This window comes from Flavobacterium pectinovorum (assembly GCF_900142715.1).
GTDB classification, from domain to species: domain Bacteria; phylum Bacteroidota; class Bacteroidia; order Flavobacteriales; family Flavobacteriaceae; genus Flavobacterium; species Flavobacterium pectinovorum.
In genome coordinates, this window is record NZ_FRBX01000001.1 from 1,343,478 (window position 1) to 1,365,977 (window position 22,500).

20 protein-coding genes and 1 tRNA gene are annotated in these 22,500 nt (G+C 34.2%); 11 read left to right on the forward strand and 10 right to left on the reverse strand.

The window, feature by feature from the left end; genetic code table 11:
* Positions 1 to 51: 51 nt before the first annotated feature.
* The 7 genes from BUE22_RS05795 (at position 52) to BUE22_RS05825 (ending at position 8,481) form a co-directional block, all read left to right on the forward strand.
* On the forward strand, positions 52 to 1,092 hold the full coding sequence (locus BUE22_RS05795) for a DUF1852 domain-containing protein (RefSeq protein WP_089075962.1): 1,041 nt from the start codon (positions 52 to 54) through the stop codon (positions 1,090 to 1,092).
* 30 nt (positions 1,093 to 1,122) lie between these two features.
* Positions 1,123 to 2,154 (forward strand): methionine synthase, encoded by a 1,032-nt coding sequence (locus tag BUE22_RS05800; RefSeq protein ID WP_073394122.1) that lies wholly within the window; start codon positions 1,123 to 1,125, stop codon positions 2,152 to 2,154.
* A gap of 57 nt (positions 2,155 to 2,211) precedes the next feature.
* Positions 2,212 to 3,204, forward strand: a complete 993-nt coding sequence (locus BUE22_RS05805) for a bile acid:sodium symporter family protein (RefSeq protein WP_073394123.1) — start codon at positions 2,212 to 2,214, stop codon at positions 3,202 to 3,204.
* Between the two features lie 228 nt (positions 3,205 to 3,432).
* Positions 3,433 to 3,885: an Lrp/AsnC family transcriptional regulator gene (locus BUE22_RS05810; protein ID WP_035644147.1), complete on the forward strand. Its 453-nt coding sequence runs from the start codon at positions 3,433 to 3,435 to the stop codon at positions 3,883 to 3,885.
* A 679-nt stretch (positions 3,886 to 4,564) separates the two neighbouring features.
* Positions 4,565 to 6,961: an arylsulfatase gene (locus tag BUE22_RS05815; protein ID WP_207761272.1), complete on the forward strand. Its 2,397-nt coding sequence runs from the start codon at positions 4,565 to 4,567 to the stop codon at positions 6,959 to 6,961.
* A 16-nt stretch (positions 6,962 to 6,977) separates the two neighbouring features.
* Positions 6,978 to 7,943 carry a transporter gene (locus tag BUE22_RS05820; RefSeq protein ID WP_073394124.1) on the forward strand — a complete coding sequence of 322 codons (966 nt, stop codon included), beginning with the start codon at positions 6,978 to 6,980 and terminating at the stop codon, positions 7,941 to 7,943.
* A 112-nt stretch (positions 7,944 to 8,055) separates the two neighbouring features.
* Positions 8,056 to 8,481, forward strand: a complete 426-nt coding sequence (locus tag BUE22_RS05825) for a hypothetical protein (RefSeq protein WP_124020517.1) — start codon at positions 8,056 to 8,058, stop codon at positions 8,479 to 8,481.
* A 60-nt stretch (positions 8,482 to 8,541) separates the two neighbouring features.
* On the opposite strand, the gene BUE22_RS05830 is transcribed toward BUE22_RS05825, so the two are convergent.
* A complete protein-coding gene (locus tag BUE22_RS05830; protein WP_084540219.1) occupies positions 8,542 to 10,143 on the reverse strand; it encodes an arylsulfatase in 1,602 nt (533 codons plus the stop codon).
* A gap of 237 nt (positions 10,144 to 10,380) precedes the next feature.
* Positions 10,381 to 10,454 (reverse strand) — tRNA-Arg (locus BUE22_RS05835).
* A gap of 113 nt (positions 10,455 to 10,567) precedes the next feature.
* Between BUE22_RS05835 and BUE22_RS05840 the strand changes: the two genes are divergently transcribed.
* Positions 10,568 to 11,080 carry an adenine phosphoribosyltransferase gene (locus BUE22_RS05840; protein WP_073394126.1) on the forward strand — a complete coding sequence of 171 codons (513 nt, stop codon included), beginning with the start codon at positions 10,568 to 10,570 and terminating at the stop codon, positions 11,078 to 11,080.
* Between the two features lie 29 nt (positions 11,081 to 11,109).
* The gene (locus BUE22_RS05845; protein ID WP_073394127.1) at positions 11,110 to 11,883 is read left to right on the forward strand and encodes a hypothetical protein; all 774 of its coding nucleotides are present in this window, start codon (positions 11,110 to 11,112) and stop codon (positions 11,881 to 11,883) included.
* Between the two features lie 26 nt (positions 11,884 to 11,909).
* Here the strand turns inward: BUE22_RS05845 and BUE22_RS05850 are convergent, their stop codons facing one another.
* The 4 genes from BUE22_RS05850 to BUE22_RS05865 all read right to left on the reverse strand — a co-directional run bounded on the left by BUE22_RS05850 (position 11,910) and on the right by BUE22_RS05865 (position 14,405).
* Positions 11,910 to 12,554 carry a response regulator transcription factor gene (locus tag BUE22_RS05850; protein WP_042567084.1) on the reverse strand — a complete coding sequence of 215 codons (645 nt, stop codon included), beginning with the start codon at positions 12,552 to 12,554 and terminating at the stop codon, positions 11,910 to 11,912.
* Complete coding sequence (locus BUE22_RS05855) at positions 12,544 to 13,203, reverse strand: sensor histidine kinase (RefSeq protein ID WP_242607246.1); 660 nt, start codon at positions 13,201 to 13,203, stop codon at positions 12,544 to 12,546. The genes BUE22_RS05850 and BUE22_RS05855 overlap by 11 nt, the downstream gene beginning before the upstream one ends.
* A 98-nt stretch (positions 13,204 to 13,301) precedes the next feature.
* Complete coding sequence (locus BUE22_RS05860; protein ID WP_073394128.1) at positions 13,302 to 13,949, reverse strand: hypothetical protein; 648 nt, start codon at positions 13,947 to 13,949, stop codon at positions 13,302 to 13,304.
* Positions 13,950 to 13,958: 9 nt separating this feature from the next.
* Positions 13,959 to 14,405: a hypothetical protein gene (locus tag BUE22_RS05865; protein ID WP_073394129.1), complete on the reverse strand. Its 447-nt coding sequence runs from the start codon at positions 14,403 to 14,405 to the stop codon at positions 13,959 to 13,961.
* A 258-nt stretch (positions 14,406 to 14,663) separates the two neighbouring features.
* Here BUE22_RS05865 and BUE22_RS05870 point away from each other — a divergent pair, with 258 nt between their 5' ends.
* A complete protein-coding gene (locus BUE22_RS05870) occupies positions 14,664 to 15,488 on the forward strand; it encodes an N-acetylmuramidase domain-containing protein (protein WP_073394130.1) in 825 nt (274 codons plus the stop codon).
* 274 nt (positions 15,489 to 15,762) lie between these two features.
* Here the strand turns inward: BUE22_RS05870 and pheT are convergent, their stop codons facing one another.
* Together pheT and BUE22_RS05880 are read right to left on the reverse strand one after the other, a co-directional pair.
* A complete protein-coding gene (gene pheT / locus BUE22_RS05875; RefSeq protein ID WP_073394131.1) occupies positions 15,763 to 18,183 on the reverse strand; it encodes a phenylalanine--tRNA ligase subunit beta in 2,421 nt (806 codons plus the stop codon).
* A 166-nt stretch (positions 18,184 to 18,349) separates the two neighbouring features.
* Positions 18,350 to 19,342, reverse strand: coding sequence for a hypothetical protein (locus BUE22_RS05880; protein WP_073394132.1), 993 nt, complete (start codon positions 19,340 to 19,342; stop codon positions 18,350 to 18,352).
* 360 nt (positions 19,343 to 19,702) lie between these two features.
* Between BUE22_RS05880 and BUE22_RS05885 the strand changes: the two genes are divergently transcribed.
* Entirely contained in the window at positions 19,703 to 20,533 is an 831-nt protein-coding gene (locus BUE22_RS05885) for an aldehyde dehydrogenase family protein (protein WP_073394133.1), read from the forward strand.
* Positions 20,534 to 20,635: 102 nt separating this feature from the next.
* Here BUE22_RS05885 and BUE22_RS05890 read toward each other — a convergent pair whose 3' ends face one another.
* Both BUE22_RS05890 and BUE22_RS05895 read right to left on the reverse strand, forming a co-directional pair.
* The gene (locus BUE22_RS05890) at positions 20,636 to 21,559 is read right to left on the reverse strand and encodes an AraC family transcriptional regulator (protein ID WP_073394134.1); all 924 of its coding nucleotides are present in this window, start codon (positions 21,557 to 21,559) and stop codon (positions 20,636 to 20,638) included.
* A gap of 70 nt (positions 21,560 to 21,629) precedes the next feature.
* The gene (locus BUE22_RS05895) at positions 21,630 to 22,493 is read right to left on the reverse strand and encodes a bestrophin family protein (protein WP_073394135.1); all 864 of its coding nucleotides are present in this window, start codon (positions 22,491 to 22,493) and stop codon (positions 21,630 to 21,632) included.
* Between the last annotated feature and the right edge of the window lie 7 nt (positions 22,494 to 22,500).

A 22,500-nucleotide genomic window follows, 5' to 3' on the forward strand; every position in this document is an offset into this window, starting at 1 on the left:
AATCTTTTATTTTCAAATTTGCAGGGTAAAAAAACTAAACCTTGTCATCAAATGAAAGCGAACATACAAGAAGATTTAAGAATAAGCGAAAAGCAAGATATTGAAAACACCCAGAATAATTTTGCATTCACATTAGAGAGCACTTGTTTAGATGAAAACTATCACCCCTCAAGTCAAACGCGTTTGACAACCAATTTTGCAAACCTGGCTAGAGGAGCTAATCGCCAGCAAAACTTACGTAATGCCTTAAATATGATTAACAATCGATTCAATGCATTGGCTCATTTGGATAATCCAAAAGCTGATCGTTACCTTGTAGAACTTGAAATCATCACAGTAACGATGAGTATTGATGATAAGAATGGTATTAACAATCTGCCGTTGATTGAAGTTTTAAAAACGAATATTTTTGACCACAAGACTAGCCAGCGTATCGAAGGTATTGCCGGAAATAATTTTTCGTCTTACGTTCGTGATTATGATTTCAGTATTTTATTGATAGAGCACAATAAAAATAAAGCTAATTTTTGTATTCCTGAAAATTTTGGTGATTTGCACGGAAAACTTTATAAGTGTTTTGTCAATTCAGCCACTTATAAAGAGCACTTTAAGATGTCACCAATCATTTGTCTAAGTGTATCGAGCAACAAAACTTATACTCGCACTGCGTATCAGCATCCGGTTCTGGGTTTTGAGTATCTGCAGGATCAGTATTCTATCACTGATGAATATTTCTCTAAAATGGGCTTAAAAGTTCGTTTTTTCATGCCTCCAAATAGTGTGGCACCGATGGCTTTTTATCATTCCGGAGATCTTCTTGCTGATTATACGGATCTTGGATTAATCAGCTCAATCAGCACGATGGAGACTTTCCAGAAGATTTATCGCCCTGAAATTTACAATGCAAATTCAGTAGCTGGGAAAATCTATCAACCTACTCTTAAACACGAAGATTATTCACTGACTCGCGTGGTTTATGACCGCGAAGAGCGTAGCCGACTGGCTGTTGAACAGGGTAAATATGCAGAAGAGCATTTCATTAAGCCTTACAAAAGTCTCCTGGAACAATGGTCTGCTAATTTTACCCTTTAATTGATTACAACGCATTAAAATTATACTATTATGAAGAAATTATTATTACCTACCTCTATTGTTGGAAGTTTACCCAAACCTGCCTGGCTTGCACCGCCCGAAAAACTTTGGTCACCATGGAAATTAGAAGGTGATCAGCTACTTGAAGGAAAACAAGATGCTTTGCGTATTTCTCTGCAGGAACAGCAATTGGCAGATCTTGATATTATTTGTGACGGCGAGCAGACACGCCAGCATTTTGTAACGACTTTTATCGAGCATTTAAGCGGTGTAGATTTTGAAAATCGTAAAACAGTAAAAATCCGTAACCGTTATGACGCGAGTGTTCCAGTGGTTGTAGGTGAGGTTGCACGTCAAAAAGCAGTTTTTGTTGAAGATGCTAAATTTTTACGTAAACAGACTAATAAGCCTATAAAATGGGCATTGCCAGGCCCGCTGACAATGGTAGATACCTTGTACGACGACCATTATAAAAGCCGGGAAAAATTGGCGTGGGAATTTGCGAAAGCACTCAATGAAGAAGCAAGAGAACTTCAAGACGCAGGTGTAGATATTATCCAGTTTGATGAACCTGCATTTAATGTGTTCTTTGATGAAGTAAACGATTGGGGAATGGCAGCATTAGAAAGAGCCATTGAAGGCTTACATTGTCAAACTGCGGTCCATATTTGTTATGGTTATGGAATACAGGCAAATACTGATTGGAAAAAGACATTAGGTTCAGAGTGGCGACAATATGAAGAAATTTTTCCGAAAATTCAAAAATCTAAAATTGATGTGGTGTCTTTAGAATGTCACAACTCCAATGTGCCTTTAAATTTAATGGAACTTGTTCGCGGTAAAAAAGTAATGGTCGGTGCCATTGATGTGGCAACCAATACTATCGAAACACCAGAAGAAGTAGCTGATACCCTGCGTAAAGCTCTTGAGTTTGTAGATGCCGAAAATCTTTACCCTTCTACAAACTGCGGTATGGCCCCGCTATCTCGAAACATAGCCAGAGGCAAGTTAAGTGCTTTAAGCGCAGGAGCAGAAATTATACGTAAAGAACTTGGGATTTAGTCTCAATATATTAATAATGAATTCCGTGCCTCCACGGAGGAATAATATTTAAACACATTGAAGAAATTATTAGAAGTATTAAAAAAAGCAGGTTTCGACGGTTTCCTGTTAATGATAGCCACCATGATTTTGATGGCTTATTTTTTGCCAAAGCCAGGCATGGTCAAAGAACCTGTTTCGCTGGAGGAGATTGCCAATGCTGGGGTTTCCTTGATTTTCTTGTTTTATGGTATGCGACTGAGTGTTGAGAAACTAAAAGCCGGACTTTCCAACTGGAAAATGCACATTATCGTACAGTTGACAACCTTTTTATTTTTTCCGCTCATTGTTTTGGCATTTCGCCCGTTGTTTGTTAATAACGGCTTCGAGTTGCTTTGGCTGGGCGTATTTTTTTTGGCAGCATTACCGTCCACAGTTTCATCTTCGGTGGTCATGGTTTCCATTGCTAAGGGAAACATTCCTGCAGCCATTTTCAATGCAAGCATTTCCAGTTTGATTGGAGTAGTCGTTACGCCTCTCTGGGTTGGGATGTTTATTGCTTCTGCGACAGGCGATTTTGATGTCACTCAAATCGTCATAAAGTTGATTCTTCAAGTTTTGCTGCCTGTCATCATTGGCATAAGTCTCAATTCCCGTTTCGGCGCCATTGCCGAAAAATACAAGAAACAGCTCAAATATTTCGATCAGGCAGTTATTCTAACGATTATTTACACGTCGTTTTGCAAGTCATTTTCCGAACATCTTTTTGAAGGCTTCACTGCCCTTGAACTTGCCGGACTCGCTGCAGGGATGATGGCGTTGTTTTTTGCCGTATTCTTTTGTGTCGGACTACTGAGCCGCCTGTTTGGTTTTTCAGATGAAGACCGTATTACTGTCTTATTCTGCGGCTCTAAAAAGTCATTGGTACACGGCACCGTTATGTCAAAAGTACTTTTTCAGCACAGTACTATCACCGGCATCGTATTGCTGCCGCTCATGCTTTACCATGCCTTGCAATTGATTGCCGCTAGTATCATCGCTCAGGGTATGGCTCGACGAAAAAAAGTATAATTTTATTTAGGACGTGGCCCTTTATCTTTTTTTGATAAAGGGTACCAAGGATAACGCTCCCTGCTATAAAATAATGCCTTTTAGATTTTTATACTGTGAAGATAAACGCTGCAGTATGTTGTTTTTTTAACTTGTGCAAAATAAGATTTTTGTGTTGTTTTTGGTTATATTTGAAGAATTTTATTCTGTTTTGAAAAATAAATTAAACCTCTTTAAAGTAAATATTCTATGGAACAAATAGACGATATTGATCTTCAGTTATTAAATATACTTCACGATAATTCTAAATATACTGTAAAAGAGCTTGCTAAGATGGTAAATCTTTCGGCATCGCCTGTTTTTGAGCGAATTAAAAGATTGGAAAACAATGGTTATATAAAAAAATATATTGCCCTGCTTGATGCAGAAAAATTAAACAGGGGATTCATTGTTTTCTGTAATATCAAACTTAAACAACACGATCGTAATATTGGCAATCAGTTTGTTAGTGATATTATGAAAATAGAAGAAGTTGTAGAATGTTACAATATCTCTGGTGATTACGATTTTTTAATGAAGGTTTCTGCCAAAGACATGAAGCATTATCAGGATTTTGTGTTTAATAAATTGGGATCAGTTGAAAGTATAGGGAGTACCCAAAGTACCTTTGTTATGTCGGAGATAAAAAATCTCTACGGATAGTTCCGCGATGGTTTATTTATTTGAAATTCGCCTTAGCTTTTGTGACAGAAAATGTATTTTAAGTCCATTTTGGAATTATTTTATATTTAACATCAAAAAACTGTATAAACTAAAAGAGAAAAAATCCTATATCCTTAACTGGACCTCGAACCACCGTTCAGCTCTTTAAATCTCAGATAAAACCACTTTTAGATTGTTTATTTCAAACAAACTAGAAAAACTCGAACCATGAAATGTTAGGTTGTAAAGGCTTGAAAAATCTACATATTAGTGTGTAAAAAAAAAGAGACAACTATTATAGTTGTCTCTTTTTGTGACCTCGACGGAACAAATTTCTATAAATTTTATGGAAGATTTGAAGAGATTGGCTTACTACTGGTAGGGTATGACTTTCATTGGCTTAAAGAATTTGGTTTGGATGTCCTGTTGGGGATTGATTTAAATTTCTTTGGAAAAACGATATCCGCTTCACTTCTTTTATGATATTTACTTGTGTCACTATTTACATTTACAAAATTCAAATTAAATTCAGTTAGAAATTGGTTTCATATTATAAAATGAACCCATAATTTCATCCTTTTATTTAGCGGTCCTATTAATTTAATCTAATTTAGCTGCAGTGAAATTTGCAAGAATTTTCAGTGATTTTTTTATGTATAATATTTTAAATCGCGTATGTATGATTGAAATTTATTTAAAAGAGTTCAAAAATTTTGGAAAAATATCTTTTTCTGAATTTTTTCGTAAAGAAAAATTTTTCATTTTGTTATTTGTATTAAGTGGAATGTTCAATATACATGCCCAGGAAGTATTACCTTTTCCACCAGTTCCAAGTGCCAGTACTGCCAATGAAACGCTTGCAGAAAGCACGCATAAACGCAGGGCCCAGCCCGAGCATTTACCGAAAGATGCTCCAAATATTATTATTGTTTTAATGGATGATGTCGGTTTTGGTACTCCTGCTACTTTTGGCGGTGGTGTCAATACGCCAACCTTGTCAAAAGTCTATAGTGAGGGAATTGCTTACAATGAATTTCACACCACTTCTATATGTTCGCCAACACGTGCCGCCTTGCTTACAGGACGTAATCATACCAGAGTCAGCAGCGGAACTATTGCCGAAAGGGCCGTTGATTGGGACGGATATACAGGAATTATTCCAAAAGAAGCAGCGACCTTTGCAGAAGTTTTAAAGAATTATGGTTACAGTACTTCCGCTTTTGGAAAATGGCACAATACGCCTGCCAATCAAACTACTGTTGCCGGACCCTTTGATTATTGGCCGGTAAATTATGGATTTCAGCACTTTTATGGGTTTCTTGCCGGAGAAACTTCGCAATATGAACCGCGTTTGGTTAATGATTTTACACCGGTTGAGCCTCCAAAAACAGAAAATTACCATTTAACAACCGATTTGGCTGATCACGCTATTACCTGGATGAGTCAGCATAAAGCATATGCGGCTGATAAACCCTTTTTACTGTATTTCGCTCCGGGTGCTGGTCATGCACCGCATCATATTTTTAAGGAATGGGCTGATAAATACAAAGGAAAATTTGATGATGGTTGGGATGCATATCGTGAAAAGGTTTTCAAACGCCAAAAAGAATTAGGATGGATTCCGAAAAGTGCACAACTTACTGCACGTGATAAAACTATGGCTTCATGGGAAAGTATTCCACAATCCGAAAGAGCTTTCCAAATCAGAATGATGGAAGTTTTTGCCGGATATGTAGAACACGCCGATCATGAAGTAGGAAGAGTTTTAGATGCACTTGAAGCGAATGGACAAAAAGACAATACGATCGTGTTTTTTATCTGGGGAGATAATGGATCAAGTGCCGAAGGACAAAATGGCTCTATCAGCGAATTATTAGCTCAAAATGGCGTTTCAAATACTATTGAACAGCAATTGGCCGCCTTAGATAAATTAGGAGGTCTGGATGCTATTGGAGGGTCTCTGTTAGAAAATAATTATCATTCTTCCTGGGCTTGGGCTGGAAATACGCCTTTTAAGTTTACAAAACTGGTTGCTTCTCATTTTGGAGGAACTCAAAACGCCATGGTGATAAGATGGCCAAAAATGATTAAGCCAGATAAAACTCCTAGAAGTCAATTTCATCACATAAACGATATTGTGCCAACGATTTATGATATTTTAAGTATAAAAGCACCAAAAGTAGTCAATGGTTTTGACCAAATGCCATTGGACGGTGTGAGTATGAAATATACGTTTAATGATGCTAAAGCAAAAGAAGTATCCAAAATTCAGTTTTTTGATAATAACGGAAGCCGTGGTGTTTACAAAGATGGTTGGTACGCTTGTACTTTCGGACCTTTATATCCTTGGATTCCCGCTCAGAAAGGTTTGGCAGAATGGGATTCAAAAAAGGATGTTTGGGAACTTTACAACATCAAAGAAGATTTTACTCAGTTTAATGATTTAGCGACCAAAAATCCGGAGAAACTAAAAGAACTCAAAGAGATTTTCAATACACAGGCGAAAGACAATAAAGATTATCCAATTGGTGCCGGAATTTGGCTGCGTATTCATCCGGAAGATGTAATTAGATCGCCTTATAATTCATGGGTTTTTGATGAAAACACGAAAAGAATGCCAGAGTTTAGTGCGCCCGGTTTAGGAAAAAAAAGCAACAAAGTTTTAATTGATATGGAGATAAAAGAGAATACTTCAGGAGTATTATATGCATTGGGTGGCAATGGAGGAGGCGTTACTTTATTCATGGAAAACGGAAAATTAGTTTACGAATACAACATGCTAATTATTGAAAGATATACGGTTGAATCCGATAAAAAAATACCGGCAGGAAAACATACCATTGAGGTTTTGACTACAATAGCAAAACCCGGTGCTCCAGCTGAAGTTACCATTACAATTGATGGAAAAGAATATGCCAAAGGCGAAGTAAAACGAACAGTTCCTGCGGCTTTTACAGCGAGTGAAACTTTTGATGTTGGCGAAGATTTAGGAGGCTCCGTTTCGATGCGCTATTATAAAAAGGCTCCTTATAAGTTTGAAGGAAAGATCAATAGTGTAAAAGTAAATTTATTATAATTTAATAATAAAATATATGCGAAAAGTAAGTTTCAATTTTGGTTTAAGTTTAATTGTATTTTTAAGTGTTAGTTTATCAGCAATAGCACAAGGCGATGGACCAAGAAATTTATTATGGAGTCCAAAAAACACTTTTGCATTTCTTCCAAAATGGATGGGAATGAACCAAAATATCACTCCGGGGAATGTACTTATTAAAGATGCCGATTTGCATATTGATGCCTTTCCGCTAACATTGGTTTATAATTTTGGTTTGGCTAATAGATATGCTCAGGTAATGCTAAATGCGGTGCCGGGTTCTGTGTCCGGAACTTTACAAGCCAGCCAGCCCGGACTTCCTGCTCCGCATTTAAGTTCGTCTGGTTTTGCGGATGGTTTTATAGGTTTTAAAATCGGACTGGTAAATCAGCCTGCTTTGAATGTTATTGAATACAGTCACTATGAAAAAAAGACATTCTCGATGATGTTTTATGGCAGATTATGGTATTCTGGTTCCTACGACAGTACAAAACCGCTTAATTTAGGTTCTAACAGATTAACTTTTGAACTGGGTTTCCCTATAGATCTTTGGTTAAGTAAAGATCCTAAAAGACCAACCTGGCTTGAAATTTATCCTGCTATTCATATGTATACGCCTAATAATGATCCTTTATTCATTTCAATGGCTAATAAGTCACAACAACATGCTTTATACTCAGTAGAGAATCACTTATCACATAATTTTACTGATAACTTCTGGCTTAGTGCCGATTTAAGATATCAATATGGAGGTGATGTGAAATTAGATGGAGTTGATCAAAATGATAAACAGAATATTTTGGGCGGAGGAATTACTGCCGGATATCAGGTAATGAAAATGTTAGGTTTGAATGCCTCCTACGGAGGAATAATTGCAGGTGATAATGGTGCCCAATCCAATATGATCAGGATTACAGCTGTTATTTCTTATGCTAATTTGAAAAAGTTGCAGAAACCGGAGTAATTTTTTGGAGATGCTCAAGAGAGTAGAGAAAGGCAGGAAGGAAGAAGTAAGAGAATATACAATATAGATTTGTGAGAAAAATGGTTTAGCGTTTAATTAAAAAATGATTATAATGAAACACATCTTAATATTGATTTGTATCGGTGCTTTTAGTTTTAATACTCTACAAGCACAAAAGGTTATTCATCCTCACCATAATAACAACGTTAAAGCTGGAAGTTGGCGAGTTCTAGGAACGGTCCATGCCAAACATACGGCAGATCATGATGCACTTAATGTTCCCGGTCCACACGATTATTATAGAAAAATTAAGTTTAAAGTAACCGATTCCCCTGTCAATATTCAACGTTTAGTGGCTCGTTATGATGATGGTGCGCCAGAAAATATCAATACGAGAGTAGAAATACCTAAAGGAGGAGAAAGCAGGGTTATTGATTTAAAAGGTGGAAAAAGAAAATTAAAATCAATTGAGTTCTGGTATGATACCAAAGGCTTTTTAAATGGTAAAGCAGATGTTACGGTATTTGCAATGAAATAATTTGTCTATCAATTATTTATAAATAAAATCTCCTTCATTGAAGGAGATTTTATTTTTGTATTATTGACCCAATCCCACTTTTTTAGGAGGAAATTTTACAAAACTAGCGGCGTGATATTTTGCTTCAGCGGCCAGGGAAGCCGTCCAGGCATTAAGTGCGTGACCCATAACACGAGATTCTTTTGGATCAACATACAAGTTAAACAACCATGGAGCAAGTCCGGTTTTAGTAACGGTAGACTGATCGATCATTAAATGGGGATCATCAGATTCCGTTATATTGAAATACATTTTGTATTCATGAAGACGTACCGACATTAACTGCGTTTCAACCCATGTATAGACACGATCGCGGTTTGAGAGACCGTTATCTACTAATAAGAAAGAAATTTGGTTAATACCGTCAATAGGGCGATCTGTAGGGACTTTATCAATTGCACCACCAATAAAGGCTGAAGTATTGTATAAATCCATCAAATCAAATAACTGGGCGCTTTGTCTTCCCGGTGTAATCATGCCTTTCCAGTACGCAACACCCGGAACACGTGTTCCACCTTCCCAGGCAGATCCCTTTGTTCCTCTAAAAGGCGTATAGCCACCATCTGGCCATGAATCTCCTTGCGGACCATTGTCTGATGTGATGAAGATAAAAGTGTTTTCAAGCAAGCCATTTTTTTCTAATTCGGCTACCAATTCTCCAATAATGGCATCTACTTCAACAACCGCGTCTTTGTACGGATATTTACTGTCGCTTTTTCCTTCAAATCTTTTAGAAGCAAAATTATCGGTATGAACTTTCATAAAAGCATGCTCTAAAAAGAAAGGTTCTCCGGATTTGGCAAATTCCTGTATTTTTTTAATTGAAAAGGCTTCTAGTCTTTCATCCGCTTCAGCAATGTCGTCTGTGCTTTTTGTAGCGATTACCAATTCTTCTTTCCCGCCTTTTTTGCCGTGAACCAAATCTTTAGAAGCGCCCATTTTGTTGTAGGCTTCTAATTTGAAAGGATCCAAAACCAAATCAGGATAACGTCGTTTATCAAAAGATTGTGTGATTTCTTTTTCGGCAGCATAATACCCGTAATATTCATCAAAACCAACCTCAAACGGTCGCATGCCTTCTAATTCTCCTACATGCCATTTTCCGGTCAAGACGGTTTTATAACCTGACTGACTTAGTATTTTAGGTAAACTAATTTCATCTGCCCAGGGATTTGCTGTTAAAACATCGCCGGCTAAAATAGGTCTTGTCAACCCAGTTCTGGCTGGAATGCGTCCAGTTAGAATTGCCGAGCGGGTAGGAGTGCAGGTAGGTTGCGAATAGGTAGAAGTTAATAATAAACCTTCTCGTGCTAATCGATCCATGTTGGGTGTTGCTGCTCCAATAGAAGCGCCGCCGCCATTAAATCCCGGATCACCAAATCCCATATCATCAATTAAAAACCAAACAATATTGGGTTTTTTACCTGTTTTCTTTTTAAGTGCCGCCAGTTTATCAATTGCAATTTTTTCCTGCTCAGGATTAGGAACTGCAGGCTGCCAATTTTCTTTCCCGGGAATTGGTTTTGCTTTGCTTAAAGGCGTGGCTTGAGCGTTAATTTTCTGAATACAGAAAATTAAAAATAGAACAAATAATACTTTTCGCAGAAAATTTACTTTAGTCATATCCTTAAATTTATTTTCATTATTTCACTTTATCATAGTAAAAATATAGACTTCTAATAAGATAATTAAAAAGTAAAGGGTAATAAAGGTTCCAAATTATAAGATGCAACCAAAAACTAAAAGAAATTGAATCAGTATCATCCCAAATCCTAACATCAGGAAATATTGTTATTCACAGGCTAATAAAAAAAAAAGCAAAAAAAATCCCATTTCGTTAGAAATGGGATTTTAATTTTGTGACCTCGACTGGATTCAAACCAGTAACCTCTTGAGCCGTAATCAAGTGCGCTATTCAGTTGCGCCACGAGGCCTTTTGTTTTTCAATAAGGTATTTTTTATACCTTTGTTGATTGCTGTTAGCGGGTGCAAATATAGGCATAAATGTGACATATACAAACGAAAAATAACATAAAAATAAAAAAAAATGAAGATTGAAAATTATATACGTGATATTCAGGGGTTTCCTAAAGAAGGAATTTTATTTAAAGATATCACTCCGCTACTAAATGATCCTATTGCAAGAGAAGAATGCCTTAAAATATTGCTAAATTCTTTAAACGGACAGAAAATTGATGTGGTAATAGGAGCAGAGAGTCGCGGTTTTTTCTTCGGAATGTTATTGGCCGATCGTTTAAATGCAGGTTTTGTTCCTGTACGTAAACCTAAAAAGCTTCCTTTTACAACAATTTCTGCTTCTTATGAATTAGAATATGGAACTGATTCTTTAGAAATACATATTGATGCTATCAAAAAAGGCGATAAAGTTTTAATTCACGATGATGTTCTTGCAACCGGCGGAACAGCAAAAGCACTTGCCGACTTAGTAAATGGATTGGGAGGCGAAATTGTTCAGTTTAATTTTTTAATGGAACTTTCTTTTTTAAATGGAAGAGAAAAAATAAAGGATAATCCTATATTTGCTGCAATTACCTATTAATGACCCAAATCATTTAAAATAAACCTACTATGAAGCAATTGTATTGTGTGGCATTACTTGCCGTATTATTTTCCTGTAAAGACAATAAAGAAACTACTGCTGAAAATTTGAATAATAACATTCAGAAAGATACAACAGTTGTAAAGGATGTAACTGATAATTCTTCAGATTTAAACCTGAAAAGTAATTTAAGAACTGGCGAGAAGCTACAGCTGGAACAGGTTTATGAAGATACTGTTCAATTTGTTAATTTTGATGGAAATGGAGATTATGCTTTATTTACGGTTCAGAAAGACAAAAAACTGATTTCGTTTTATACAGATCTTGCAAATGCCAAAGCTTTTAAAAGAGGAGATTTACTTGATGTATCCTGGAAAATGGATACCATTTATGAAGCGGGCGAAGGAGAAAAACTGGAATTTGCTGAATGGCTTGTAAATGCAAAAAAAATAAAAGATGGAAATGTGAGTTTGTTTCGAAAAAAACATCCTAAACCAATAAAATACTATTCAGAGAAAAACGATTTTACAGCAGATTTTAAAGATCATATCTACGAACAAGTCGAATATTATCTGGCAAATTCTAAAAGCGAAGTGGTAAAAAGTACTATAAAAGATGCAAACGCCGATTTAAGCTATTCAATTGAAGAAAAAGACAGAGAAAACCATTCTTATATTGTTTTAGGAATATCGAATGATTTTGAGCATCATACTAATATAATTCAATGGTTATATCTTGATGATACAAACGGTAAATTATACGAATACGACTTACCAAACGACAGATTAATTCCGTTTGATTAAGTTCAAAAAAAAATTGTCTTAGTTGGTTAAACTAAGACAATTTTGTGTTTTATAGCATATAGCACTAAGCCTATTCGGGTTTTAATTTCTAGTTTATCAAATAAACACTCTCTGTAGCCATCAATTGTTTTTGGACTTAAACACATTTCCGAAGCGATTTCTTTGTATGTTTTCTCAGTGCAGGCATGTTTTATGAAAACAATTTCTTTTTCTTTTAAATTGACTTTTTTTGAATCGTCATTGGCTTTCTTCACCAGCATTCCCGAAACCAATTCGGTAAAATAAAAGCCTTTTTCAATAACAGATACAATACCATCCTTAAATATTTCGGGTGAAGTATCTTTTAGTAAATATCCTTTGGCACCGTTGGTAATCATTTTTATGATAACTTCTTCGTCGTCATTTACAGAAAGTGCAATAACTTTAAGTTCCGGCCTGTTTTCCTTAATCCATTTCATGGTGCTAATGCCATCTAAAACAGGCATATTTACATCTAGTAAAATTAAATCCACATTGGTATCTACATTTTCCTGTAAGTAGGTAATAAATACTTTACCATTTTCAAAGCGGTTTATTACTTCAAAATCTTTAAAACTATTGATCAAAAGTTCAAGCGATTGCGAAAACAGTAAATGATCATCTACAATAATAATTTTGTTTTTAGGTTTCATTGGTTTTAGTTAAAGGGTATTCTAAAGTTACGGTAGTTCCTGATGCGTCTGATTCCATAATTAAAGTAGCTCCAATTAATTTAGCTCTTAATTTCATATTGCCCAATCCCTGGCCTGAATTTGTATTGAGCGCGTCGTAACCAATTCCGAAATCCTTAATTTTCAGGCAAAAAACGTCGTCTGTTGTGGTAATATTTACTTCAAATTTATCACTGTGAGAATGTTTTAGGCTATTATGCAAAGCTTCCTGAAAAATTCGGTAAATAAACAAATCATGTTCTCCGCTAATCTCAGGTATTTCTCCGGAAAGAGTATATTTATACTGAATGCTTTTTAGTTTTTTTATGCGCTCTAAATCTTGTTTTATGGCTTCGATAAAATTGCTTTGCAGTAAATTATCTTTATTGATAATTCGGGACAGAATTCGAATTTCGTCCAGCGATTTGGCTAATATTTCTTTTAAATCACTTAATTCACTTTGCTGAATGGGTTTTTCGCTGTTGAGATACATATTAAGCTGCATAATACCAACTGAGACGATTTGCCCAATATTGTCATGAAGTTCTTTACTGATTTCAGAAAGCGTCTGATCTTTTATTTCAATTCTGGTTTTGATTAATTCTGATTGAAAATAAAGATTAGCTTCCATTTTTTCAACGAGATAATTATTTTTTTTCTTTAAGAAATAAAAGAATATGACAAGCAAAATGATTAGTAAAGTTAAGAAAACTATACCTAACAAAATAACTAATAATTGTACTTCTTTTCGCTCCATAAAAACCCGATGATAAAACAACTATGCGTTAAAAAATTCAGAATAAACAATACCAGACTAAAAATGGATTCATCCTGTTTCACCAAGAACCATTTTATGGCAAGCATGAAAGGTAAAAAAGGTACATGAAAAACCAGAATTCCTAAGATATACCAAAAGAAAACTGATTTTTTAAAGTTTAATATTTTGTCTGAATTAAAAATTTCTACCAAATATAAGCAAGATAATATCATAACTACCAAAACGCCTACGGCAAAACTATAAATAAAAGAGTTGTTCATGTCTTTTTCAAAAAATAAAAGGTTGAGAAAAAAAGAAAACACAAACAAGATTAAAAACAGCATGGCTGATATTTTGTTATTTCGTTTTGGCAAAAGACTCCTGATAATCAATATGTAGGCAGAAATACTGATAAGCATGTAAAAATTATATACATAATAATTTAATAAACCTGTCCAGTACGTAAAATAGTAGCCAACAATTTCTATAAGTATCGAAAACCAAATTAAAATAACTAAAGATTTTGCTTTAGTATCAGGAAGTTTGTGTAATGAAATCAAACCAATAATTCCTGATAATAAAGCAAAATAGATAACATAAGATCTTAAAAATTCAAACATAAATTTTTTTTAATATGTTAAACTTGGCGGTCTGCCAATATTTCCATAATTCATTGGTTCAAGGCTTTGTATATCGCTTGGTGCATCATCTTGTATGGCAACAAAGCTTTGAATTTTTGCAGTATTGGCAGTCTCTATTTTTTTACCAGTCGGGACTAAAAATAAAGTTGTTTGTCCTGCTTTTTCTTCGTGTTTTTCATCTTCAGGATAAACGCCAAAATAAAAACGAATGCCATCAACATTGTAGCCATCTTGTGCGCCCTGAGTTTTTACATAATGAATGTAACTTTCTAAAGCTTCTATCGAATACCAAATGGCATTTGCTTCTTCTTTTTCTTCTTTTTTAGCAGACTTACCGATTTTTAAATCGGCTTTCTTTTTGTTGTAATTTACGTTTAATACCTGAGCAAATTCTCTGGTAATTAACTGACTTGGTTTAGCGGGAGGGTTTTTCATTTTTTTTAATGTAATTGGTTAAAGGTTTAGTTAACAATATTTTTATTAAATATTTCTGCCAAAAGTATTTTAATCGTTGCAGAAACACAAGGGTGAATTTACCCTTTTTTCATTAGTTTGAATTATTTTAAAAACAGGTTAAAGTACTGTTTTATAGTTGTTTAATAAGGATTACTTTTGTATTGTTTATTTCATGCAAAAAAAAAAGCAGATAAAATAAATAAAAACCACCACCAAAAATAATTATAAATAAAAAGTATGAAAACTATAAAATTTGGACTCAAGTCAAGCGAAGTTTATTATCTAAATGAACTTCTGGAAAAACTAAAATACAGCGTTATTGTTTCTGATTACTTTGGGACTCAAACGAACAAAGCTGTTAAAGATTTTCAGCTAAAAAATAATTTGGTTGTAGATGGAATTGTAGGGCTTAAAACGTGGTCTGCACTTATCGAGAAAAGCAAAGAAGAGTTTTCTTCGAATAATAAATTGCTTTCAGAACAAAATCTGATTGATTTTTCAAAGGCTCACAATCTCGAATTGGCTGTTGTTAAGGCCGTTAATGAAGTTGAAAGCGGAGGGAAGGGCTTTTTAGTAGACGGACGTCCGAAGATTTTATTTGAAGGACATATTTTTTGGAAAGAACTCGAAAAACGAAATATAGATCCCGCTAATTATGCTAACGCCAACAATCAGGATGTTTTATATAAAAATTATACAAAAAAGTATTATTTGGGAGGTGCGGCAGAATATACGAGATTGGAAAAAGCAATACGTTTAAATCCTGACAAGAAATTTAGTGATGCAGCAAAATGTTCGGCATCGTGGGGTTTGTACCAAATAATGGGTTTTAACGCAGTTTCTATTGGTTATGCATCTATAGATGAATATGTGAAAAAGATGTACTTAAACGAAGGCGAACAATTAAAGGCATTCGGCATGTTTTTGGCAACGAATAATTTGATTGGTCTTTTGAGAAACAAAAAATGGGCAGATTTTGCTTTGAAATATAATGGCCCGGCTTATAAAACAAATAAATACGATGAAAAATTGATGAAAGCGTATGCTAAATTTTCTGCTTAAGTAGGTTTTGTTTCAAGTTTCAAGTTTGCTTTTCTTTGAACATAATTTTTGCCGCAGAGTTCGCTAAGATTTACACAGAGTTTCGCAAAGAGATTAAAATAAGTTTTAAATTTAAAGTTCGCAAAGCTTTGTGAACTTTGCGTAAATCTTAGCGAACTCTGCGGTTAATTACACGTTCCAACAACCTGAAACCTGAAACTTGAAACAAAAAAACAAAAACAAACCCGACAAGTTTTAAAACCTGTCGGGTCTGAATTATGTATAAATAAAATTTTTATCTCAAACTAGCTCCCAATTCTGTTTCGAAAGTTTGCTGTAATTTCGACATGATTTTATCAATTTGAGAATCTGTAAGCGTTTTTGTATTATCCTGAATAGTAAAACTTAACGCATAAGATTTTTTGCCTTCCGGAAGTTTATTACCTTCATAAACATCAAATAAATTAATGTCTTTCAAAAGTACTTTTTCCGTTTGTTTGGCCAGATTATAAATGCTTTCATAAGTTGTATTTTGATCAATTAACAAAGCTAAATCTCTACGAACTTCTGGATATTTAGGAATTTCAGAATATTTAATTTTTCCTGTAATGATTTTTAAAACCAAATCCCAATTAAAATCAGCATAATAAACATCTTGTTTAATTCCGAAATGTTTCAATATTGATTTTTTTACAACACCCATTTCTACCAATGTATCATTGTTGTAGCAAATAGAAGTCCCTTCAGAGAAAACATCCGATTGCACCGGTGCATTTGAGATTTTATCAATTCCCAAACGTGATAAAATTGCACTCACATATCCTTTTAATAAAAAGAAATCAGTCGGTTTTTGGGCATTTGTCCAGCTTTCTTTATTTCTGTTTCCCGAAATTGATAGCGACAAATGTTTGTGCTCTTCGTAACCATTTAGGTATTTATGATATGATTTTCCGAACTCAAATAATTTTAAATCCGAATTTCTTCTGTTGATGTTGTATGAAATTGCTTCAAGCCCTGAAAATAATAAAGACTGACGCATTGTAGACAAATCACTACTCAACGGATTAAGCATTGTAACATTATGTTCTTCTTTTAACACAGTAGATAATTTTGCATAAGCTGCTGTTGTTAAGGAATTTGCCATCATTTCATGAAAACCTTGAGAATTCAATTGTGATGCAATTACATTTTGTACTTTATAATCTTCAGTTCTTGGTGAATTAGAAACTGTTGCGTTGAATTTTTTAGAAAAATCAATGTTGTTGTAACCGTAAACTCTTAGTATTTCTTCAATAACATCAATTTCACGTTGAACGTCAACACGATAAGCCGGAATTGTTAATCCTAAACCAGAATCAGAAACACTGTTTACTTTAATATCTAAAGAAACTAATATTTTTTTGATGGTATCTTTAGGAATTTCCTGTCCGATGATTTTGTAAACGTGACTGAAATTTAGTAAAACCGAAAAATCTTCTACTTTTTTAGGATACACTTCTACAACGTCAGATGTGATTTTTCCACCCGCTACTTCCTGAATTAAAAGGGCAGCACGTTTTAAAGCATATTCTGTAATCGTTGGGTCAATTCCTCTTTCAAATCTAAAAGAAGCATCTGTGTTTAATTGATGTCTTTTTGCTGTTTTACGAACGCTAACGGCATCAAAATAGGCACTTTCTAAAAATATAGTTGTAGTTCCGTCGGTAACACCAGATTTTTTTCCTCCAAAAACTCCCGCAATACAAAGCGGTCCTTTTTCATCACAAATCATTAAATCTTCTGCATGCAATGTTCTTTCGACATCATCAAGAGTTGTAAATTTAGTTCCTTCCGGAAGTGTTTTTACAATTACTTTTCCGTTGATTTTTGCTGCATCAAAAGCATGTAAAGGTTGTCCTAATTCGTGTAAAACATAATTAGTAACATCAACAATATTATTTTTTGGAGTTAATCCAATTGCTTTTAAACGATCTTGTAACCACGCTGGTGATGGTCCAACAGAAATTCCTGAAATTGTTACACCACAATATCTTGGCGCCAAATGAGAATCTTCGACACTTACATCAATTTTTAAAGTACGCATGTCAACTCTAAAATTGCTTACAGAAGGCGTAATCAATTCTACGTTTACACCACGCTGCAGCATTCCTGCTCTTAAATCACGTGCGGTTCCAAAATGGCTCATGGCATCAGCACGATTTGGTGTTAAGCCAATTTCGAAAACTTCATCATTTACAATTTGAAATACTTCAGCTACAGGAGTTCCAGGCGTTAGTGCTTCATCCAAAACCATAATTCCGTCATGGCTTGAACCCAATCCCAGTTCATCTTCGGCACAAATCATTCCGTGACTTTCCTGACCGCGAATTTTTCCTTTTTTTATAGTAAATTCTACACCGTCTTTATCGTATAAAACTGTTCCAATAGTAGCAACAGGTACTTTTTGTCCCGCAGCTACATTGGCAGCACCACATACAATTTGTATAGGCGCTTCAAGACCAATATTTACGGTTGTAACTTTTAATCTGTCGGCATCAGGGTGTTTTTCGCATGTTAACACGTGTCCTACAACAACTCCTGCTAAACCACCTTTTACAGATTCATATTTTTCGACAACTTCAACTTCCAGACCCAAATCTGTCAATAATTCCGAAGTTTGCTCAGACGTCCAGTCTGTTTTAATGAATTGTTTTAACCAGTTGTAAGATATTTTCATTTTAGTGATATTATTCTTGAATAAGGGTGTAAATATAAGGATTGATCGTGGGAGTTGGAAATATTTTTTTGTTTTTTGATTAGGATTTTTTTTTCAAAAATAAATAATTAAAGTTTGGATTTAAAAAGAAAGAGAGAACCTAAGCTCTCTCTTTTATAAATTAAAATTATTTGGTAGTACAGACTCCAGCGTGAACAATTAACCAAAAAGTGCCATCACCACTATAAGTTAAATTGTAATTATCTAGCATTGTATTGTTTAATGTATGTTGATTTCCAAATTGACCCGGCGCCGCAGTTGTAGGAGGACTATCAGATAAGTAAACATGCGTTTCTGTAAATACAGTTCCCGGATTTGTTGCGTTGATTTCGATACCTATATTAGCACCCTGAATAGTAACCGTAACTGTTCCGGCCAAATATCCTTTAGTAATATCATTTTGTCCTGCTCCGGCATATAAATTATAAGTATAAATGCCATTTTGAGCATTGTCATAATAATTTGCCCAGCCCCATTTTTCTGAGATTTGTAAGGCATTAAAAGTATAGTTTCCGTACATATACGCTGTGTCGCAAGTTGTTACATCAGGAGGAGGCGTTGTGCAGGTTCTCAGGCAATAATTAAAATAAGTTGCCCAGTTTTTTCCGGGAAATTTAATATCTCCGGCCCAGCCAGTTTCAGTTTTTACAATAGTTCCGTTTATAACATTTTTCATGCTGGAATGTGCTGCAATGTAAAAACATTTGTTTGCATCCAGCGTTATACTGGAAATGGGGATTGTAAAAGTGTAGTTCTGAACTAAAGGGTTAAAAGTCTTTTTATACGGAAATTGTCCGGGAACAGGGTTTCCATTTTGGGTTGGAATACTGGCATACGGACCAACAAATAAATGCAGTTCACTAAAATACCAGTTGCTAAGTGCAGTATAGGTTACATAAAGATTGGTAGCATCATTTTCAACTAAAATTTTTCCCGAGTTTGTAAATTGCCCGGCCATAATGTCAATTGAAACAGGATCACATTCTGAATAAGTTCCTTTGGAGGTTAAACTGGAACTATTCGATTCTTTAGCTTCTGTTGGAGTCTCGTTACTTACAGGATCGTTAGCACAATTGACAGAAACAAAAGCTAAAACCAGCATTAAAATAATTTTTTTCATTTTAATAAGGAATTAAATTAGTAAAGAACAATTCAATACCATCTGCGCAGATTTTAACAGGCATATAAATTATCGATCACAAATTTTATCGCTTATTATTAACATTTCAAAATATAATCGTTTAATGTATTATTTAGGCGATTAAAGGTTTGTTTATTAGTGTATTAGATTGCCAATATATGATTTAAAGTGTTTTGAATTGAGTATTTTTCATTTTTATTATTAATATTTTATTAAATAGATATTAAAAGCTGGTTATAAAAATGAATATGTAATTTTTGTGCTATTAAATGAATGAAAAGTGCTATTCTATTTCGATTCATGAAGGTAAATTTGAAATGAATCAAAAAAAATAATAATATGAGCAATACCACAGAAAGACCTGAATTTAAGGCAAAATACAATAATTATATAAATGGAAAATTTACAGCTCCTCTTAAAGGAAAATATTTGGATGTCATTTCGGTAATTGACGGAAAAGTATTTACACAAGCCGCGCATTCGGGAAAAGAAGATTTAGAACTGGCCGTCGAAGCTGCTTATGAGGCACTTAGACCGTGGCAAAAAATGTCTGTCGCAGAAAGAAGTATATTATTAAATAAGATCGCTAAAAAAATAGAAGATAATATAGAATATATTAAAACCGTACAAACTCTTGACAACAGTAAATTGATTCATAAAAAAGCCGCGTCTGATATTGCTCTGGCAATTGATCATTTCAGGTATTTTGCAGGTTTAATTCGCACAGAAGAAATTTTAATTGCCCAGCTTGATTCCAAAATTGTTTCTATTGTATTATGTGAGCCATTAAGTGTTGTTACCAGAGTAATTCCGTGGAATTTCCCGATTTTACTGGCTGTCTGGAAAATTGCTCCCGCATTGGCAGCAGGAAATACAATTGTTTTAAAAACCACCAAAAGACTACCTATTTCAATATTAGTTATAATTAAGTTAATCGGAGCCGTCCTTCCTCCGGGAGTTCTAAATATTGTAAACGGTCTGGATATCGAACTTACAGATTCATTAAAAGCAAATAAAACTGCATTTGGGAATTCATCTGCTGAAGAAAAAATTCCAGATATTTACTACCCGTCTGTGGCGGATCATGATGATGATTTTTTTGATAAAGCTATTGAAGGCGCTGTCTTATTTGCATTAAATCATATATTAATCAATCAGGATATTAATTAGAAGGGAGCAAAGGTGCAAAGGTTTTCTGTAGTTAGATCTGAAAAACCTTTGCAACTTTGAACCTCTGTCCCTTAAATCAGTAGCCCTAAACCTTAAAAAAGATTAATTGACATGCAACATCTGATATTGTTTTGGAGTAATTCCTTCATACTTTTTAAACAATCTTGTAAAATAATTAGCATCTTCAAAGCCAACTAAATAACAAACTTCATTAATTTGTAATTCAGGATTTCGGAGTAATTTTTTAGCATGTTTTATTTTTTCATTCAAAATATATTCAATCGGACTCATTCCCAGTTCTCGTTTGAAAAACCTGTAAAATGATACGTTACTCATACAGGCTTTTTCACTCAGACTTTTAAGATTAATATTTTCTTTTAAATTGAGTTTGATAAATTCAGTAATTTCAAAAATCAGGTTATTAGACTGGATAATCATTCCTTTGTCTAAAGCATGTAAGTTTTGAGTTTGTATAATCCGAATCAGTAATTCCTGCAAAGTCAGGTCGGCCAGGGCATCTTTTGTAATCGAGGGGCTCATACATTCCTTAAGAAGTTTATTCATCGTTGTCGCCAGATCAGCATTATTATAAAAGTAATAATTTTGATAATCTAAGTTCCAATATTCATTATGAAATTCTTTTGGATAATGTTCATTTAAAAAATTTAATGTATCAGTTATTTTCGATTTATCAATTGCTAATGCCAGACATTGTGTTGGTTTTTTTTCTGATGCTTCGGGAAAATCGATTTTCATTTCTACGTTTGAAGGAATTATAACGGTTTCTCCGGGCAGATAATCAAACGCGGGATCGTCAAAAAGATGCATTGTCTTTTTTCCTTTTAACATACTTGTTATAACAAAATCATTAAATTTTAGCGGCACCAAACTAGAAGATTGGTAAGTTTCAAAAATATTTAACTCACATTGATTTAGTGTGTAAACTGTTCTGTTTTCAACAAGTGTTTTTAATGATTTTTCATTCGACAAATTTGGAGGATTGATGAGAAAAGGTTGCTTGCTCATTTAATTAAATTTTTAAGTGTATTTTTTAAATTTAATCAAATAAAACAAAATTGTAGGATTTAACTTTCTTCTAAATCAATTCTTCAACGTGTTTTTTAATGTTTTCAGAAATCTTTCTGGTTGGCAAATCATTTTCATCATCACCAAACGGATCTTCAATTTCTTCGGCAATAAGTTCTAAACTCGCCAAAACATAAAAAATAAAAACGACCACCGGTGCAACATAATATCCCAGACTAATTGAATATCCAAATGGCAAAGTCATCGTGTAAAAAAAGATGAATTTTTTGATAAAAGCGCTGTAAGAGTAGGGAATAGGTGTGTTTTTAATACGCTCGCAGGCTCCACAAATATCGGTGAAAGATTGTAATTCTTCGTTTAAAATAATCAATTGATCGCCGGTAATTTTTTTGTCATCATACAAATCATTGATTTTATGAAACATCATTCTTTTCAACTGATTCGGTTTGTGTTTATGATGATCAATTTCCAAATCTACATCTTCAAAAAGCTGTTTGCTCGTATCTACATCTTTAAGATGTTTGTGCAAAATATCGGCATACATTGGAATGAATTTCCTGAAAAATTTCCTGTCATTCTCGTCTTTTAGCATTGCCGAAAGTTTAATCGCAAGATTACGGCTGCTGTTTACCAGACCGCCCCATAATTTACGTCCTTCCCACCAGCGATCATAAGCCGTATTGGTACGAAATACAAGCAATAATGAAATGACAAAACCAAGCATTCCGTGCATAATAGGAATGTTGTGTATATAGTCGTTTTTACCAAATTTAAAATATTCAACTTCCAGATAACCAACCGTTGCCGCATATATTCCGATAGCAAGCATAATAGGCAATAACTTTCTAACAGTATCAGATTTATGAAAATGGAATATAAAAGTAAACCAGTCCTTGGTATTGTATGAGATCATTAAAGTT